This is a genomic window from Pantoea vagans, assembly GCF_001506165.1.
Taxonomy (GTDB): domain Bacteria; phylum Pseudomonadota; class Gammaproteobacteria; order Enterobacterales; family Enterobacteriaceae; genus Pantoea; species Pantoea vagans_C.
Genome location: NZ_CP011427.1, coordinates 1,440,162 through 1,458,285, shown reverse-complemented (window position 1 = coordinate 1,458,285; position 18,124 = coordinate 1,440,162). Strand labels below are relative to the sequence as shown.

Genomic DNA, 18,124 nt, shown 5'->3' with positions numbered 1-18,124 from the left:
GGTCTCCTCAGGCCTGAACCGGCTGTGCGCCGGTGGCCAGTGTCATTATGTTTTCCTGGCTGATTTCTGCGCCGCTCAGCTCACCGGCAATGCTGCCTTCGCGCATCACATACACGCGATCGCTCATGCCCACCACTTCAGGCAATTCGCTGGAGATCATCAAAATCGCCACACCCTGCTGCGCCATCTGATTCATCATGCGGTAAATTTCGCTCTTGGCACCGACATCCACCCCACGCGTCGGTTCATCCAACAACAAGATGCGGGGCGCAATGGCCACCCAGCGTGAAATCAGTAACTTCTGCTGATTACCGCCCGATAAGCCGCCCGCACGCACCTGCGCATGGGGCACGCGAATATTCAGCGATTCAATGGCTTCGCTGGCAATCTTCTGTCCTTTACGGCGGTTGAGCAGTCCGTAGCTGGCGTCGCGCTCTAGCGTGGCCATCACAATGTTTTCCTGTGCCGCCAACTCAAGGAATAGCCCCTGCTCTTTACGGTTCTCAGTGAGAAAACCAATGCCGCGCGCAATGGCGTCACGTGGAGACTGGATCTTGACCTTTTCCCCATCGATCCAGATCTCGCCGCCCTTGGGTTGATGCACACCAAAAATCAGTTGTGCCAGTTCGCTGCGCCCTGCCCCCACCAACCCAGCCAGTCCGACAATCTCACCCGCGCGCACCGCCAGGCTACTGGGATGCACTTTGCGGTTATCCGTCAGGTGATTAACGGCGAGGCGAATTTCGCCAAACGAAATGGTGCGGTCTTTATTAAACAGATCGCTGAGCGGCCGACCGACCATCATGCGCACCAGCTCGCTGGCATTCAGCTGATCGCGCGTCAAACTGCCAACATACTGTCCGTCACGCAGTACGCTGACGCGGTCTGAAAGCTCATACACTTCTGCCATGCGGTGGCTGATATAGATGATCGCCATGCCTTCACTGCGCAGACGCTTAATCAAAGCGAACAGCTGTTCGGTTTCGCGATTGGAGAGTGCTGCGGTGGGTTCATCCATCACCAGAATGCGGCTGTTGCGGTGCAGCGCGCGGGCGATCTCCACCTGTTGCTGCTCGGCAATGCTCAGCGTGCTGACCAGATCGGTGGCGCTAAACTGAGCACCCAGACGATTAATGACAAGCTGTGCCTCTTCCGCCATCTGTCGACGTTTGACCAGCCCCCCTCGGGTGATCTCACTGCCGAGAAAGATGTTCTCTGCCACCGTCAGATTGGGTGCCAGATTGATCTCCTGATAAATCAGGGTGATCCCCGCTGCCAGTGCCTCTTTCGGGCCTTTAATGGCATACGGCTTACCGTCGATAAGAATTTCCCCGCTGCTGGCGGTATAGGCACCGGCCAGAATTTTCATCAGCGTACTTTTTCCGGCACCGTTTTCGCCCATCAGTGCGTGCACCTCGCCAGGCCATACGGTCAGGTCCACGCCTTTGAGCGCGTAGAAGCTGCCAAAGCGTCGGGTGATTTCGCGCATTTCTAATATCGGTGTCGCCGTCATCGCCAGGCTCCCACTGCCAGTTGTTGCCGCCCAGTGTGGCAACGCCAGATAAATGGAAAATGTCAGCGGCCATTCATATTTGTCATATTGCGCCTGGATGGCGCTTCTATACTCGCCAGAGGTGGAGTGGTAAGGAGAGACCGCAATGAGTCAGAGTCTGCACTGGCACGCTGGCGCGCGGGGTCGCCTGCTGCTGTTCAATCTGCTGGTAGTGAGCGTCACGCTGGCGGTGAGTCTGGTGGCTATTTTTGGTTTTCGCCACGCCGGTCACATTCAGGAACAGGCGCAGGAACAAACACTCGCCGATATGAACGGCAGTCTGTCGCTGGCGAGAGACACCGCCAATGTGGCCACCGCCGCCGTGCGGCTGGCGCAGGTGGTGGGCGCGCTGGAGTACCAAAGCGAGTCGGCGCGCTTGCAGCAAACGCAACAAGCCTTACAGCGGTCATTGTCGATGCTGGCAAACGCTCCTTTAGCCGCACAGCAACCGGCGCTGTTGGCGCGAATTCGCGAACGCAGCCAGATGCTGGAACAGAGCATCAGTCAGCTGTTACGTGAGGGCCACCAGCGCCATCTGCAGCGTAACGTGATGCTAAGTGGTTTATGGCAAGCCCAGTTGCTGCTCAATCGTATTGATACCCTCGCGAGTAACGCCGCTTTTCTGCCGCTGCGTCAGCAAACCGATGCGCTATTAAAAGTGGCAATTCAGTCCACCGCACCGCAAGCTGCAGAGCAGCAGTTACAACAGGTTCTGCCGGTCTGGTCAGCGTTACCGTTACAGGACGCACTGGCCATGCAACGCGACCGTCTGGTCGACACCCTACACAGCCTGCAACCTGTCGCCGGACAGTTAGAACAGAGCGATATCACTATCGCCTACGCGACGTATCGCATCAAAGCGCTGGTGGCGATGCTCAACAGTGACATCACCCGGTACGTCCAGTTGGTGGCGCAACAAAGCGATACGCGCAGTGCCGTCACGCATCAGGAACTGGATTCCATCATCGGCTTTATCGGTTTGTTTATGCTGCTGGCGTTACTGATCACCGGCTACGCGGGCTACTACATCTATCGCAATCTGGGATCGAGCCTCACGGCGATTGCCCATGCCATGACCCGACTGGCACAGGGTGAGAAAAGCGTCAATGTACCGGGGCTGGCGCGGCGTGATGAGCTGGGCGATCTGGCTCGCGCCTTTAACGTGTTCGCGCGCAACACCGCCTCGCTGGCACACACCTCCCGGCTGTTAAAAGAGAAAAGTAATCAGCTGGAATCGACGTTCCTCGCCATGCGTGATGGCTTTGCCCTGTTTGATAACAGTGGTCAACTGGTGGTGTGGAACGCGCAATACGCCGAACTGCTGGGTATTTCACCGCGTGAACTGCATCGCGGTCTACATTATCAACGTCTGCTGACACGCATGAATGTGCAGCTTAACGGTCTGCAAGATGCGCAGGAAGTGCGTCTGCCAGATGGTCGCACGCTGGAGTTGCGCTTCAGCCCGGTGCCCCGCCGTGGCATGGTGAACACGGTGTTAGAGCGCACCACACGCAAGGCACTGGAAGAGGCGCTACTGCACAGCCAGAAAATGAAAGCGGTGGGTCAACTCACTGGCGGCATCGCGCATGATTTTAATAATCTGCTGGCGGTGATTATCGGCAGTCTGGCATTGACGGTAGATCAACTGCCACCCGGCACCCTCGCCAGTCGTGTTGAACGGGCGCGCCAGGCCGCAGACCGTGCGGCGCAACTGACGCAACGTCTGCTGGCGTTCTCACGTAAGCAGGCACTCTATCCGCGTGCGGTATCGGTGGTCGAGTTGGTCGATAACCTGCATTCGCTGCTGCAACATTCACTGCTGCCCGGCCAGCAGTTAGTGGTGGATGCGCAGCGTCCCGGCTGGCCTGCATGGATCGATGCGGGACAACTGGAGAACGCGTTATTGAATCTGGTGGTCAACGCCCGTGATGCCATGGAGAAGCAGAGTGGTGAAATTCGCCTGCGCATCTGGAATCAGCGCACACAAGAGGCGGAAGGCAAACGTGATCGGGTGACCATTGAAGTGATCGATCATGGCTGCGGCATGTCAGCCGAGGTGCGTGAACAGGTTTTTGAGCCGTTTTTCACTACTAAAGAGACCGGCAGCGGCAGTGGTCTGGGTTTGTCGATGGTGTATGGCTTTGTAAGACAGTCTGGCGGCCATATTGAAGTCGAAACCGCACCCGGCCAGGGCACGACCATACGTCTGCTGTTGCCGCGTGCGCCGGAAGCGGTGCAGCCTCAGGCCACCTTATCCACCTTTGTTCCGGGCGACAGTAGCAATCGGCTGGTGTTAGTGCTGGACGATGAACCGGCAGTGCGACAAACATTATGCGAACATCTGCATCAGCTTGGGTATCTGACACTGGAGTGTGGTGATGGTGAGTCCGCGCTCACGCTGCTGCGCCAGACGCCCGATATTGAACTGCTGATCAGTGATTTGATGCTACCCGGCCCGCTCAACGGTGCCGATGTGATTCGCCAGGCACAACAGCAGTGGCCCACGCTGGCCACGCTGTTGATCAGCGGTCAGGATTTGCGCCAAAGCCAGGTCACCTTGCCGCTGTGTGAGCGGCTGGCGAAACCCTGGCAACAGGTGCAGTTGGCACAGGCACTGGAACGTGCCTGGCAGCGGAGAGAAAGGCTCAGTCGCGCGCGGCAGGCTGCCACAGCGGCAACGGTTTCCCCGTGATATAACGCTTACGCAGCTTGCTGGAGATCACATCCATAATCATCACCACGCCCACCAAAATAATGGTCAGGAACATCACCACATCCCAGTTCCACAGGCGCATGTTCTCGGCGTACACCAGGCCCACGCCGCCCGCGCCGACGAAACCGAGTACCGCCGCCGATCGGGTATTGGATTCGATTTGATACAAACTCAGTGCCAGGAAAGTGGGGAACGATTGGGTAAAGATGCCGTAACGATGCTTCTGCAAACTGTTGGCCCCTACCGCACTTAACCCACGGCTGGGTGAGCGCTCAACCGCTTCGTGACCTTCTGCATAGAGCTTACCAAGCAGCCCGACATCCTGCATCACTATCGCCAGTACCCCTGCCAGTGGTCCCATGCCCACGGCACGCACAAAGATCAGACCCCATATCGCCATGTCGATGCCACGCAGTATATCGAGCAGGCATCGCACCACTAAAGAGATCGGACGGGCAATGGGATCGTGCATGACATTGCGCGCCGCCAGAAAGGACACGGGCAGTGCAATGGCGGATGCGGTCAGCGTCCCGACGAACACGATGGCCAGCGTGATACCAACTTGGGTGAAGTAGTAGCCAAACGGCCAGTTAACAAAGTCCTGCCAGACAAACATGCGCAGGAAATAGCGACTCAACTGCTGGCAGCCAATGATAAAACGGCTCCACTCAATACCGAAAAATTCAAAGAAGAACAGGTAATACAGCACTACGGCGAGCGCCACCATAGCAATACGGCGTAAGTAACGGTTTTGCGCGGCGAACAGTGCGGGATGCTCTTGCTTCAATTTCGCCACATCTGGCGCTAAGGCGATCATTTCATTTCTCCTTCCACGACGCGACGGCGCAACCAGCCTGAAAGGGTATCCAACAGCGATACCACGACGATGATCAGTAATAGCGTGATGCTGACCTGATCGTAGCGATCCAGTTTGATATTGGTCATCAACTCCTGGCCAATCCCGCCCGCGCCCACCAGCCCAAGGATGGTGGAAGAGCGGAAGTTCACCTCAAGACGCATAAAACTGTATGAGAGGAAAGTGGGTTTCACCTGTGGCCAGAAAGCAAAACGCATGCGTTGCAACTTGCTGGCACCGCAGGCCGCCAGACCACGCACGGGTTTATCCGACGCGCTCTCAATCGATTCATAAAACAGTTTGGTCAGGCTACCCACGGTGTGTAGTGCCAGAGCAAGAAAACCAGGAATCGCGCCAATTCCGAACGCCATCACGAACATTACCGCCCACGCCAGCTCTGGCATGGTGCGCAGAAAAGCGACGAAGGCGCGAATAGCGATACGCACGCTGCGTGGCGTTTGCGTGTTATCGGCAGCGAAGAAGGCCAGCACTGCGGCAACGATCACTGCAACAAGGGTTGACGAGAGCGCCAGCTGCAGAGTTTCCCAGATTAGCGGCAGCTGGAAGTGTAGACGGTAGCCCCAGTACGCCAGTGAGCCTTCGGTTTTCACATCCGCGAACAATACCGACAGATGTAGCACTGGCATCGTTTGGCCGATGTAATCGAAAAAGTGAGGCAATGATTGCCAGACAGTGACCAAATTGAATTCCGCCATCTTGCCCGCAGCAAGATAGAGTGCGACCAACAGCAGCGACCAGAGCACAGTGTCACGCTTTTGCTGGCGGCGGATACGTTGATAGTAGTGTTCAAAATCGGTCAAGGGGGATGTCCTGTGTTGGAAAGGGTGCAGGAGGGAATCTGGTCGCCATTAATGGCGACCCTACGTAGGGTGCGCATTGATGCGCACCTCTATCAACGACAGCACCGATGGGTATTACCCGCGCGAACCTTTCATCAAATCACGCTTCATATCGATGATGTTCTGATAGTCCGCAACGGTGGCTGGACCGATGTGCTGAGCACCACCGACCGCTTTAACAAAACAGCTGTGATCTTCTTTATCCAGCTTCTTGATCGCGGCAACCACTTTCGCTTTGAAGTCAGCGGGTAAGTTGTTGCTGACCAGGATCGGGCCGTTCGGGATCAGCGGCGACTGCCAGATAATGCGAATCTGCTTCATCAGGTCTGGATGATCCATACGAATCAGACGGCCAAAAGCACCCGAGGTATAGCCGGTGTTGTAATCACCGATCAGAGAAGTCCAGGTCACCGCACCTTCAAACTGACCGTTCAACACACCGAGGATGTCCTGCTCATGACCGCCAGAGAAGGTCACGCTAGAGAAGGTGTTGTTGTACTTATCGTCAACGGTGCCACCGAACTCTTTCTTGAATGCCTGGTTTGGCATCAGGAAGCCAGAGGTTGAATCCGGGTCAGCCATGCCGAATGATTTGCCTTTCAAATCTTCCAGCTTTTTGTACGGGCTGTCGGCTTTCACGATCACCACAGAGTGGTAACCCTGAGAACCGTCTTTGTCATCCACCACGATCCCCACCACGTCTACGGCTTTCGGGTTCTGCAGATAAACCGACGCATAGGATGCTGGAGACATGCTCAGCACCATATCAATTTTGTTGCCCAGCAGGCCCTGAATCACGCCTGCATAGTCAGAGGAGTTGCGCATCTTGGTATCGACATTCAGCTCTTTGTCGAAGAAATCTTTGACGCACTGGTTATCGCCAATCTGCTGAGTGGCGTTCTGGCCACCCAAAATCCCGAGGTTCAACTCTTTTGGTGCATCCGCTGCGTTAACGCCAAAAGCCATCAGAGCGCCAGTCAGTAAAGCTAAAGAGGTCAGTTTCATTCGTGGTTTTTCTCTTGCCGTGGGAGTTAGTGGAGCTGGTTAATTTCGTCGCCGTACAGCTCGTGCAGCAGGCCGTCGGTCAACTGAGAAGGATGTCCGTCAAACAGCACTTTGCCGCGCTGAATGCCGATAACACGGGTGCAGTACTGCTTCACCAGTTCAATTGAGTGCAGGTTCACCATCACGCTGATGCCCTGCTCGCTCACCTGACGCAACACATCCATGATGCGTTTGGTATTTTTCGGATCGAGCGACGCGACAGGCTCATCAGCCAGCAGGATGCGCGGGTTCTGCATCAGTGCACGGCAAATTGCCACGCGCTGCATCTGTCCGCCCGAGAGATTCTCAGCACGCTGCAGCGCCTGCGGCAGCATGTTCATCCACTGCAGCAGCTCAATCGCCTGCGCGCGGTCTGCTTCGGAAAAGACTTTAAAGAAAGATTTCAGCGTCGAGGTCTGACTCAGACGGCCAAGCAGCACGTTGGTCAACACATCGAGACGCGGCACCAGACAGAAGTCCTGGAAAATCATGCCGCATTCGCTACGCCACTCGCGCATCTGGCGGCTGTTGAGCGTCACCACATCACGATCTGCTTGATTAGGACGGTTGCTGAGAATCGCCCCCTGTGACGCACTGATGGTGCCATTCAGCATGTGTAACAGTGTCGATTTGCCTGCGCCAGAGCGACCAATCACGGCCACCAGCTCGCCCGCATGCAGATCGAAGCTGACATTATCCAGTACGCGGTTTTCGCCGTAGGCCTTGCACAGTCCCTGTACCGACAGCACCTTGTTACCCTGCCCGGCGTGTGGAACGTAAGGATTGTCGATAACAGTTTTCAGTAATGCCTGTGCCATGATGCACTCCACTCTCTGAGGTCTTGATTGCCCGTTATTACGGGCAAATCCGATGAAGACTTGATGACAGTAAAGTGATTAAACGGTGACAGCGTGAACAGAGCCGACGGCAATGCTTTGGCCATCGGTTGCCGCCAGCACATTGTCAGGTAAGCGATTATTCAGTAACCAGCGGTCCATCTCATGACTCAGGTGGACAAGCCAGGCCTGGCGCGGTGCCAGCTGTTCAATAATCTGCAATGCACGTGTCACATCATTATGATTACGCACGCTTTCTCGCGGTGGGTCGTTGCAGTCAATCACCAGTTGGTCGAGGGGTTGACCGTCAAGAAAATCTGCGGTTTCCGGTGGCAATCCGCAGGTATCGCACAGCCAGGCGAGGCGTGTACCCTGCCAGTCAAACAGATAGCCATGGGTGAGTTTGGAGTGCTGTAACGGCAACGGCGTCACCTGCAATGCGCCGAAGTGATGGGGCACAAATGGCGTGAGTGCCGGGCGGAAATCGAGTAGTCCAGGGTGCTTAAACAGGTCATCACACCCCTTCTCATCCGGCGGTGCCCAGACCGGGATCGGTTCGCCGATTCCCCAGCGCAGACTGAACAGTCCAGCGACATGATCCATATGAAAATGGGTGAGCAGGATGCGACTCAATTCACCGGGGCGAAAGCGTTGATGCAGATCGTGACGTCCTGCATCCAGTAAAATGCGCTCACTGCCGGTGTCGATTATTGCGCTGGTGGCTGCGCGTGCATGTCGGGGTTCGCGGCGCGCGCGTTCACAGGCGTGACAATCACAGCCGAACAGCGGCGCGGACTGCACGCCGCCGGTTCCGAGAAAAGTGAGTTTCATGGCGGATGTTCCAGCAGTTGGCGCAGCTTCTCGAGCGTATCACTCAGTGCGCCATCGTTATTGAGCGGATGGCAGTGCGCAGGCAAGGGTTCCGCTGCGCGTGCCAGTCGTTTGCTAATCTCTGCTTCACTTTCACGTCCACGCTGCCGCAGCCGCGCCTCCAACACCGCAGGCGACACCTGCAACACCAACGGCAGTAACTCAGCACCGTAATGCTGTTGTACCGTCGGTAGATGCAGACGTGAACCATTCACCAACACGTTTAACCCGCGTGCCAGCCAGTGGTCGATCTCTTCGCCCAGTCCATAATGCAGGCCGTGCGCTTGCCAGCTAATGGCAAACAAGCCGAGGGCTTCACGTCGCCGGAATTCCGCTTCACTCAGTGCGACATGGTTTTCCCCCCCAGCATCCGCCGGGCGGGTAATGTAACGATGCGCAATCACCAACCCTTCGGGCGGCGCTTCGCGTAACGCGTTCAACAAGCTGTCTTTACCCGAGCCCGAAGGCCCGGTTAGCCAGATCAGCCGTGCCATCAGAACACCAGCCTGCCCTGCGACCAAACGTGGCGAATGTGCGGATGGCCATGTTCGGTATGCGCCAGAATCAGATCGGCGCGCTGTCCTTCGGCAATCACCCCGCGATCGTGCAAGCCGATCGCGCGAGCCGGATTACGTGTCACCAGCGCGGCGGCTTGTGGCAACGTCAGGCTGTTACGCTCGTCGGCCACCAGGCGGAACACTGCATCCAGCAGGCTTGCCGGATAGTAATCGGATGACAGGATATCCAGCAGGCCATGGCTGGCCAACTCCCATGCCGCCACGTTCCCGGAGTGCGATCCCCCACGAACAATGTTCGGCGCGCCCATCAGCACCTGCATACCGCACTCGCGTGAAGCGCGTGCCGCCTCAAGGGTGGTCGGGAACTCAGCGATGGTGCTGCCTACATCATATGATTCCGCCACATGTGCCGCTGTCGCATCATCGTGGCTGGCAATCGGAATACCACGTGAACGGCACAGGCTGGAGATGGCATTGCGGTTCGGCGTGGAGAATTCAGCGGCCAGCGCCAGCTGCTCACGCTCAAACTGATCCATCTGCTCATCATTGAGCGAGTACTTGCCCTGATAGTAGGTGCGGTACATCTCCAGCGACGCGTACTGACGCTGGCCTGGCGAATGGTCCATCAGCGACACCAGTGACAGCTCCGGTGTGCTCATCAGCGTTTCAAACAGCGGCAACGTGGTGTTGTGTGGCAGTTCACAGCGCAGATGCAGATGGTGATCAACCCGGTTAATGCCTTTGCGGTTGCTGTCCTGAATCGCGTTGATCATTTTGCTGAGGTTTTCGATGCGATGGCCGCCGTCGCGCACATCACCCACGCCGATGGCATCTAATACCGTGGTGATGCCGCTGGCGACCATCAGTGCATCGTGGCTGCTCATAGCCGAATGTGCAGGCCAATCGACTTTTGGGCGAGGGGTAAAAAATTTATCGAGGTTATCGGTATGCAGCTCTACCAGCCCAGGCAGCAGGAAGGCGTTTTCCCCCTCCAGCGCACCCGGCAGTTGGCTGGCGCTGTCGCTGAAGCTGGCAATGCGGCCATCACGGATCTCCAGTGAACCCGACACCACTTCCTGTTCCAGCACCAGACGGACGTTGTTGACGATCATGCTTCTGCTCCTGTTTTTACCGGCTGCATGACGTGCAGGCGATCGGCCACGCGTGCGCGCACCGCTTCGTCATGGAAAATACCTACAATGGCGGCACCCCGTGCACGCGCCTGTTCAATCAATTCCACCACGGCGGCGCTGTTTGCGCTGTCGAGTGAGGCAGTGGGCTCATCCAGTAACAGCACCGGATAGTCGGCAATGAAGCCACGCGCAATGTTCACACGCTGCTGCTCACCACCAGAGAAGGTGGACGGCGCGAGCGACCACAAACGCTCTGGCACATTTAGCCGCGTCAGCAGCTCTTTGGCTCGTTTTTCACAGAACGCGCGCTCCACGCCTCGCTCCAACAGCGGTTGCATCACGATTTCCAGCGTCGGCACACGCGGGATCACGCGCAAAAACTGGCTTACCCAGCCCACGGTTTCGCGGCGAATCGCCAGGATCTGGCGTGCAGGGGCTTGTGCCATATCGATCCATTCGCCCTGATGTTGCAGCCAGATGTGGCCACTGTTGGCTTGGTAATTGCCGTACAACGCACGCAGCAGCGTGGATTTTCCGCTACCCGAGCGGCCATGCAGCACCACACATTCACCGGCGCACACTTCAAGGCTGGCGTCCTGTAATACCGGCAGCGCGGCACTGCTCTGGTTGTGCAGCACAAAGGTTTTGCTGAGTTTCTCTACGCGCAATAAAGGTTGCATGTTGATGTCCTGATGTTTGATTCGAGGTCGCCATAAATGGCGCCCCTACAACGCTCCAAGCCCACTCTTACTAAGGGTCGTGACCCGATGTTGTAGGGTGCGCATTGATGCGCACCTGGCAAAAACGTTACGCCAATACCGATGAAACCAGCAGTTGGGTGTAAGGATGGTGCGGATCGTCCAGCACCCGGTCGGTGAGACCGCTCTCCACCACTCTGCCCTGCTTCATCACCAGCAAACGGTGCGCCAGCAAGCGCGCCACGCCGAGATCGTGAGTGACAATCACCACCGCCAGATTCAGCTCACGCACCAGGGTGCGCAGCAGGTCGAGCAGTCGAGCCTGCACCGACACATCCAGACCACCGGTTGGCTCATCCATAAACACCAGCGTGGGCTGGGTCACCAGGTTGCGTGCAATCTGCAAACGCTGCTGCATGCCGCCAGAGAAGGTGGTCGGCAAGTCATCAATACGGTTGGCCGGGATCTCAACGTCCTGCAACCAGCGCATCGCCTCTTTGCGGATGTCGCCATAATGGCGTTGACCCACGGCCATTAAGCGCTCGCCAATATTGCCGCCTGCCGTGACCTGCGGGCGCAAGCCGTCGAGCGGATGCTGATGCACCACCCCCCACTCCGTGCGCAGCAGACGGCGACGATCGCTTTCACTCAGTTGATAGAGATCCTGGGCGCGATAAAGAATGTTGCCCTGCTGCGGCGCTAACCGGGCCGACAGGCTGCGCAGCAAGGTGGTTTTACCCGAGCCGGATTCCCCAACAATGCCCAGCACCTCACCCGGATAGAGTTCAAAGCTGACATCTTCAAAGCCTTTGCCTGGCGCATAAAGGTGCGTCAGATTGTTGACCGCAAGCAGCGGCTGTTCACTGTGCATGCTGTTGTTCCTGCTGCTGGTGGCAAAAATCGGTATCGGAGCAGACAAACATGCGCGTACCGGCATCATCCATTACCACCTCATCGAGATAGCTGTGGCGCGAACCGCACAGTGCGCAGGGTTCATCCCAACTTTGCACGGTGAACGGGTGGTCATCGAAATCGAGGCTTTCTACTTTGGTATACGGCGGCAGCGCATAGATGCGTTTTTCACGTCCGGCACCAAACAGCTGCAGTGCAGGCATCATGTGCATCTTCGGGTTGTCGAATTTCGGAATCGGTGAGGGGTCCATCACGTAGCGATCGTTGACCTTGACCGGATAGGCATAGGTCGTGGCGATATGGCCATAACGGGCGATATCCTCATACAGTTTCACCTGCATAATTCCGTACTCTTCCAGCGCGTGCATGGTGCGGGTTTCGGTTTCGCGTGGCTCAATAAAGCGCAGCGGCTCCGGGATCGGCACCTGGAAGATCAGCACCTGATCCTCTTCCAGTGGCGTTTCAGGAATGCGATGACGCGTCTGGATCAAGGTTGCGTCTTTGGTGGCTTCGGTGGTGGCTGCACCGCTAACACGCTGGAAGAAACGACGGATCGACACCGCATTGGTGGTGTCATCCGCGCCCTGGTCAATCACCTTTAGCACGTCGCTGTCACCAATAATGCTGGCGGTGATCTGAATACCCCCGGTACCCCAACCGTACGGCATTGGCATCTCACGCCCGGCAAACGGCACCTGATAACCTGGAATCGCGACCGCTTTCAGAATGGCGCGGCGAATGGTGCGCTTGGTTTGTTCATCCAGATAACCGTTGTTATAGCCGGTTAACTCACTCATCGTTTTGCTCCTGAACCTGTTCGCGCAGCCGTTTCAGCAACTCAAGCTCCGCCTGGAAATCGACGTAGTGCGGCAGTTTCAGATGCGAAACAAAACCTGCCGCTTCAACGTTGTCCGCATGTGACAGCACAAACTCTTCGTCCTGTGCCGGGCCGGCGATCCGTTCGTTGTACTCCGGGGCCTGCAAGGCACGATCGACCAGCGCCATCGCCATGGCTTTACGCTCTGAACGACCAAACACCAGGCCGTAACCACGGGTGAAGTGCGGCGCACCTTCGGTTTGCGTGGTAAAGCCATTGACCATTTCACACTCCGTCAGCAGGATTTCGCCGATATCAATCTCGAAACCCAGTTCTTCCGGGCAGATGGATACGCTGAGATAGCCGGTGCGGATCTCACCAGCAAACGGATGGTTACGTCCGTAGCCGCGCTGGGTCGAGTAGCCCAACGCCAGCAGGAAGCCTTCGTCGCCGCGCACCAGCTGTTGCAGACGGGCGGCGCGGCTGGCGGGATAACCTGGTGGCTCACGGGTGATGTCACAAGGCTCACTGCCGTCATCCTCTTCACGCGCCGCCAGCCCCTCACGGGTCATCATGCTGAACACATGCGGACAATGCTCTGGCAACGACTGATCGTCGCGCGGTGCAGCAGGCGTCTCGCCATTGGCCAGCAGCGTGAAATCAAGCAAACGATGGCTGTAATCGTATGTGGGGCCCAGTACCTGACCGCCAGGTAAATCCTTATAAACCGCAGAGATACGTCGTTCGATGCGCATCTCGTCGGTTTCCAGCGCCAGACTGTCGGCCAGGCGTGGCAAAGTTGTGCGGTAGGCACGCAGCAGGAAAATGGCTTCCACCATGTCGCCGCTGGCTTGCTTAATCGCTAACGCGGCTAACTGCGGATCGTAAATACCGCCCTCGGTCATCACACGATCCACCGCCAGACCGAGCTGGCCAGCGACCTGATCGCACCCCAGCTCGGCCACATCGCGGTCGCCACGGCGTAAATCCGCCTGTAGCTCGTGCGCGCTGGCTATCGCCTTTTCGCCCCCTTTAACCGCGACGTACATCAGCACACCTCCACATCGGTGGTGCGTGGCAGTGCCATCATCGCTTCACCACAGGTGAAAATCAGATCGACACCCAATGGGAATGGATGGGGGCGCTCACGCAGATAGGTCAGAATCGCTTCCGGCAGTTGCGGCGCAATCGCACGGGGTTCACGCAGCCCAGGGCCAGACAGACGCAAGGTTAGACCGCCGTTAAGCGCGGGCACTTCGATGATCAGCGTGGTGCTTTTCTCCGGTGACATATTGTCGCCGGCCGCAAACTGCGCCGGATCGGGATTGGCAGCCGCATGAGTGAGGGCAAAAGGCGCATCACGGTGTTCAACAATCGGCACACCGGTATGGAAACGCAGGTTGCTGCGCAGCATCTCGCTGTCAATGCGGTTGTCTATCCACAACGCGCTCTCCTGATCCACCAGCGTCAGTAACACGGCGGTTGCCGCAGGCGACAAATCGCCCCAACCCTGTTGCAAGGGCAGAGAGACCATAACGCCTGGCTCGCTCATGGCTTTCAGGATGCGGCGGAAGGCACGCTGTGAATCGGCAACCGGATGGTTAAAACTGGCCAGTAATGTCATGAGTTATCTCCGCGAACCAGCGTAAAGAAATCCACTTTAGAGCTGGCGATTTCACGCGCGCGCAGCTGACGCTGCTCTTCTCGCAGTGCCGCCAGCGGGGCAATTAATTTTTCCTGCAACAGCGCGTGGGTTTCTGGCTGTTGCAGCAGCGCGTCGATCAACGCACAACGTTCGGCGTGCGCTTTATCGCGTCCCAGCACATAACTAAAACCCAGCGTGCCATCGTGCAGTTTCACCACTGCACGCGTGACGGTGGCATCGCCCATCACGAAGCGTTTACCGCTTCCCCCCATGCGCGCTTGCAGGCGAGTCAATCCGGTTTCAGCCGGACGCACAGACTCGAAATCACTATTGAGGTGCAGCGATTGCCAGTGGGCATTCAGGGTGTTGGCGTCACTGTGCGCCAGCACCGCAAGCCAATGCTGGCGGGCGGTTTGCTGTTTCATTCATGCTCCAGGGTGAGTTCAATCATGTCGCCACGCGTCAGGCTGACGGAGTATTCCGCTACCTGACCGTCACGGTGTTTATTCAGGGTGCGCACACACAACAGCGGTGACTGCAGCGCAATCTCCAGCTGTTTACACTCTTTCGCCTGTGCGCGACGGGTACTGATACGGGTTTGCGAACGGGTTAAATCCAGGCCCAGATGCTGCTGCATATAGTCGTGCAATGAGCCGCTCTGAAACTGTTGTAACGTCGGCCACCAGCTTAATTCAGGCAGAAAGTGGTTAATCACACACACCGGCACGCCATTGACACGGCGCAGGGTGCGCAGGTGAATCACGTTGTCGCCTTCATTGATGGCCAATGCGCTGGCCACATCGCTGCTGGCCGGGCGCAGCACTGCTAACAAGCGTTCACTGGTGGGATGACTGCCCTGCTCTAACAGGTTCTGGCTGAAACGCGCCTGCGCATGCAGTGGGTAATCGTAAGGGCGCATCAGCACCAATATGCCGACACCGTGGCGACGCTGCAGCAGCCCCTTATTGACCAGTTCATCCACCGCACGACGCAGTGTGTGGCGGTTAACTTCGTAGTGATCGGCCAGCTGTTGTTCGGAAGGCAGATAGTCACCGCAGCGATAACGCTCTTGCAGTGCCTGCTCCAGTTGGGCGGCGACCGCCTGATATACAGTGGTCGGATGTCTGGATATCTCCATCACGCTCAATACCTCATTCGCTTCAGGTTGAGGAACGCAGCGAAGGTTGCTGCGGGATGGCGACTACAGTGCGCGAGCCAGATGACAACGCCGTGACGGCTCAATGACGCGAGGATGAATTTGAATTAGGACAGAAGAATTGAAGCGAAACGGCTGGCGTTTCAATAAAATATTTTTAACTGTTGCCTTTGTGACAGTCATCAAAAAAATTTCACTTATTTTCACTCATTTATCTATAGCCTTACAGGATGCAGCTTGCAGAAACTCTGCTAACTTATTAAGTGACCCCTCCTTGTTACGCGAACCCTGAAATGATTAACACAATAAAACTTTCCGACGGTTTTCGCCGCAATTTTGTTCGGGAAGTGATTTTGCCTTTAGTGGCGATTTTAGTTTTAACCTTTGCCGGAGCAGGTGTTGGCCTGTTTTGGGGCACCTCTTTGACCAACGATCAAGCGCGCTCGCAGCAGCAGCGAATGATTGAGGCGTCGTTTGCCCAAAGTCTGAGCGAACACCTGCGCCAGCTGCGCAGCCTGACGCGCTGGTCGCCGCTGGCGAATCAGCTGGCTTCAGGCACACCTGACCAAAGCTGGCTGGATCAAAATATCGGCGGCTGGCTATACGATATGTTCGATCATCAACTGATTCTGCTATTGGATCGGGATAATCAACCGCTGGCAGTGTGGCGCAACGGCCAGCGTGTATCCGCCGACAGCATCGGCCATTACCTGCTGGAGATGCTGCGTAGCCCACTGGTAGTGAGCAGCGATGAAGTGGCGGGACCCAGCGATCGCGCCGACTTTGTCCGTATTGGTCCGCGTGCGGCCGCACTGGCGGTGGGAGATATCAGTAGCACGCGGGAGGCGGGTCGCTATCGGCTGGTGAGCATTAAATTCCTCGATGACGGCTATCTGCGTAATCTGGCCGATCGCAGTCAGTTACAGCAGTTACACTTTAGCGACGGTACGCCGCAGAAAGGCACCGATGCACTTTACCAACTCAATTCCCAACAGGGTGATGCCGTGGGCTACCTCACCTGGCAGCCTGATAAGCCGGGCGCACAAATGTTGCGGATGTTGGGGCCTTCTACCTTGCTGTCCGTGATTCTGATTACCTTGCTCTGCCTTTTTATGGTGCGGCGTATCTGGACGTCATCGCTGAACCTGTCACAGTCGCTGTTGAAACTGGGTGCCAGCGAAGCCCAGGCACAGCATCTGGCATTTCATGACGTGCTGACCGGTCTGCCCAATCGCGCCTTGGTGGAAGATCGTTTAACCCAGGCGCTGGCCGCATCCGCGCGACACGATCAGCGGGTGGCGTTGCTGCTGCTCGATCTCGACCGTTTCAAAAACATCAACGATACCTACGGCCATCATGCCGGCGATGAGCTAATCATAGAGGTTGCACGACGTCTGACCCACATTCTGCGAGCCAGTGATACTGTCGGACGCATTGGCGGCGATGAGTTCATCATTATCATGCCGGACGTCGATAACATTGGTCAGGTGCAGGCGCTGGCAAAACGTATTATCAGCGAGCTTAGTGAACCCTATGATCTGCAAGGCAGTGAGGGTTGGGTGGGCGTGAGTATTGGGCTGGCATTAGCACCCAAAGATGGCATTGATCGTCTGGAGTTGATGCGCAAAGCGGATATCGCGCTGTATGAAGCTAAAAACAGCGGACGCGGCCAGTATCGTCAATTTGAGAAAGTGATGGACGAATCGTTGCGCACCCGTCAGCAGATGGCGACAGACTTACGTCATGCGTTGGTCAATTTCGCTGGGCTGCGCGTGTGGTATCAGCCGTTGATGGAGATCAGTGGGCAGCGCGTGGTCGGCCTGGAAGCCCTGCTGCGCTGGCACCACCCCGTTCGCGGTGACGTCTCGCCAGGTGATTTTATCGCCATCGCTGAAGAGACCGGGATGATTATCCCGCTCGGTGAATGGGTGTTACGCGAAGCCTGCAAAACCTCGTTAAAGCTGCCGCAGGTGATAGTGGCAGTGAATGTCTCACCGGTGCAGTTCCGCGCCAGCGGCTTTGTTGAACGGATTATTGAGATTGTGCGCGAAGAAGGCGCCAACCCGCAGCATATGGAGCTGGAGATCACCGAAGGCGTGTTAATCGAAGATGAACACGAAGCGCGTAACAATATCATTGCGCTGCGCGAAGCCGGTTTCCGCATCGCGCTGGATGATTTCGGCACTGGCTACTCCAGCCTGAATTACCTCAGCACTTTCCCGGTGGATAAAATCAAGATCGACCGTTCGTTCACCCAATCATTGGGTGTCGCGCAAAACTCGACCGCGATTATCGAATCGGTGGTGCGGCTCGGACACGCCATGGGTTTAACCGTCACCGCCGAAGGCGTCGAGACCGAAGGCCAGAAAAACGCCCTCGCCGACGCTGGCTGCAATCAATTGCAGGGGTATTTATTCAGCCAGGCAGTGCCGTACGAAGAGATTGAGAAGATGGTGTAGTCCATTCAGCAGAGGACGTCATGGCCTCAGGAAATGAGCCCTTACTGACAACACG

General features: G+C 56.8%; 17 protein-coding genes. 2 read left to right on the top strand and 15 right to left on the bottom strand.

The features are described 5' to 3' along the window. Positions 1-7 precede the first annotated feature (7 nt). Positions 8-1,513, bottom strand: coding sequence for a sugar ABC transporter ATP-binding protein (locus tag LK04_RS06710; protein ID WP_039332147.1), 1,506 nt, complete (start codon positions 1,511-1,513; stop codon positions 8-10). A 145-nt stretch (positions 1,514-1,658) separates the two neighbouring features. On the opposite strand from LK04_RS06710, the gene LK04_RS06705 reads away from it, so the two are divergent. Continuing rightward, positions 1,659-4,244 carry an ATP-binding protein gene (locus tag LK04_RS06705; RefSeq protein ID WP_039332149.1) on the top strand — a complete coding sequence of 862 codons (2,586 nt, stop codon included), beginning with the start codon at positions 1,659-1,661 and terminating at the stop codon, positions 4,242-4,244. Here LK04_RS06705 and phnE (LK04_RS06700) read toward each other — a convergent pair. The 14 genes from phnE (LK04_RS06700) to phnF all read right to left on the bottom strand — a co-directional run bounded on the left by phnE (LK04_RS06700) (position 4,198) and on the right by phnF (position 15,592). Continuing rightward, positions 4,198-5,082, bottom strand: a complete 885-nt coding sequence (gene phnE / locus LK04_RS06700; RefSeq protein WP_039332151.1) for a phosphonate ABC transporter, permease protein PhnE — start codon at positions 5,080-5,082, stop codon at positions 4,198-4,200. The two genes, LK04_RS06705 and phnE (LK04_RS06700), sit on opposite strands and share 47 nt — an antisense overlap. Further along, positions 5,079-5,942: a phosphonate ABC transporter, permease protein PhnE gene (gene phnE / locus LK04_RS06695; protein ID WP_039332153.1), complete on the bottom strand. Its 864-nt coding sequence runs from the start codon at positions 5,940-5,942 to the stop codon at positions 5,079-5,081. The genes phnE (LK04_RS06700) and phnE (LK04_RS06695) overlap by 4 nt, the downstream gene beginning before the upstream one ends. Before the next feature lie 114 nt (positions 5,943-6,056). Beyond that, positions 6,057-6,986: a phosphonate ABC transporter substrate-binding protein gene (phnD, locus tag LK04_RS06690; protein WP_039332155.1), complete on the bottom strand. Its 930-nt coding sequence runs from the start codon at positions 6,984-6,986 to the stop codon at positions 6,057-6,059. Positions 6,987-7,012: 26 nt separating this feature from the next. Continuing rightward, positions 7,013-7,843 carry a phosphonate ABC transporter ATP-binding protein gene (phnC, locus tag LK04_RS06685; protein WP_039332157.1) on the bottom strand — a complete coding sequence of 277 codons (831 nt, stop codon included), beginning with the start codon at positions 7,841-7,843 and terminating at the stop codon, positions 7,013-7,015. Between the two features lie 78 nt (positions 7,844-7,921). After that, positions 7,922-8,692, bottom strand: a complete 771-nt coding sequence (gene phnP, locus LK04_RS06680; protein WP_039332159.1) for a phosphonate metabolism protein PhnP — start codon at positions 8,690-8,692, stop codon at positions 7,922-7,924. Next, positions 8,689-9,225: a ribose 1,5-bisphosphokinase gene (gene phnN, locus LK04_RS06675; protein WP_039332161.1), complete on the bottom strand. Its 537-nt coding sequence runs from the start codon at positions 9,223-9,225 to the stop codon at positions 8,689-8,691. Before phnN ends, phnP begins: the two co-directional genes overlap by 4 nt. Next, positions 9,225-10,361, bottom strand: coding sequence for an alpha-D-ribose 1-methylphosphonate 5-triphosphate diphosphatase (gene phnM, locus LK04_RS06670; protein ID WP_039332163.1), 1,137 nt, complete (start codon positions 10,359-10,361; stop codon positions 9,225-9,227). Before phnM ends, phnN begins: the two co-directional genes overlap by 1 nt. Next, entirely contained in the window at positions 10,358-11,062 is a 705-nt protein-coding gene (gene phnL, locus LK04_RS06665; protein WP_039332165.1) for a phosphonate C-P lyase system protein PhnL, read from the bottom strand. Before phnL ends, phnM begins: the two co-directional genes overlap by 4 nt. A gap of 127 nt (positions 11,063-11,189) precedes the next feature. After that, positions 11,190-11,951, bottom strand: coding sequence for a phosphonate C-P lyase system protein PhnK (phnK, locus tag LK04_RS06660; protein WP_039332167.1), 762 nt, complete (start codon positions 11,949-11,951; stop codon positions 11,190-11,192). Further along, complete coding sequence (locus LK04_RS06655) at positions 11,941-12,789, bottom strand: alpha-D-ribose 1-methylphosphonate 5-phosphate C-P-lyase PhnJ (protein ID WP_039332169.1); 849 nt, start codon at positions 12,787-12,789, stop codon at positions 11,941-11,943. The genes phnK and LK04_RS06655 overlap by 11 nt, the downstream gene beginning before the upstream one ends. After that, entirely contained in the window at positions 12,782-13,858 is a 1,077-nt protein-coding gene (locus tag LK04_RS06650; protein WP_039332171.1) for a carbon-phosphorus lyase complex subunit PhnI, read from the bottom strand. The genes LK04_RS06655 and LK04_RS06650 overlap by 8 nt, the downstream gene beginning before the upstream one ends. Next, entirely contained in the window at positions 13,858-14,433 is a 576-nt protein-coding gene (gene phnH / locus LK04_RS06645; RefSeq protein ID WP_039332173.1) for a phosphonate C-P lyase system protein PhnH, read from the bottom strand. Before phnH ends, LK04_RS06650 begins: the two co-directional genes overlap by 1 nt. Then, positions 14,430-14,879, bottom strand: coding sequence for a phosphonate C-P lyase system protein PhnG (gene phnG, locus LK04_RS06640; protein ID WP_039332175.1), 450 nt, complete (start codon positions 14,877-14,879; stop codon positions 14,430-14,432). The genes phnH and phnG overlap by 4 nt, the downstream gene beginning before the upstream one ends. Beyond that, the gene (gene phnF / locus LK04_RS06635) at positions 14,876-15,592 is read right to left on the bottom strand and encodes a phosphonate metabolism transcriptional regulator PhnF (protein ID WP_039332177.1); all 717 of its coding nucleotides are present in this window, start codon (positions 15,590-15,592) and stop codon (positions 14,876-14,878) included. The genes phnG and phnF overlap by 4 nt, the downstream gene beginning before the upstream one ends. A 311-nt stretch (positions 15,593-15,903) precedes the next feature. Here phnF and LK04_RS06630 point away from each other — a divergent pair, with 311 nt between their 5' ends. Continuing rightward, complete coding sequence (locus LK04_RS06630; RefSeq protein ID WP_039332179.1) at positions 15,904-18,069, top strand: putative bifunctional diguanylate cyclase/phosphodiesterase; 2,166 nt, start codon at positions 15,904-15,906, stop codon at positions 18,067-18,069. The last annotated feature ends 55 nt before the right edge of the window (positions 18,070-18,124 follow it).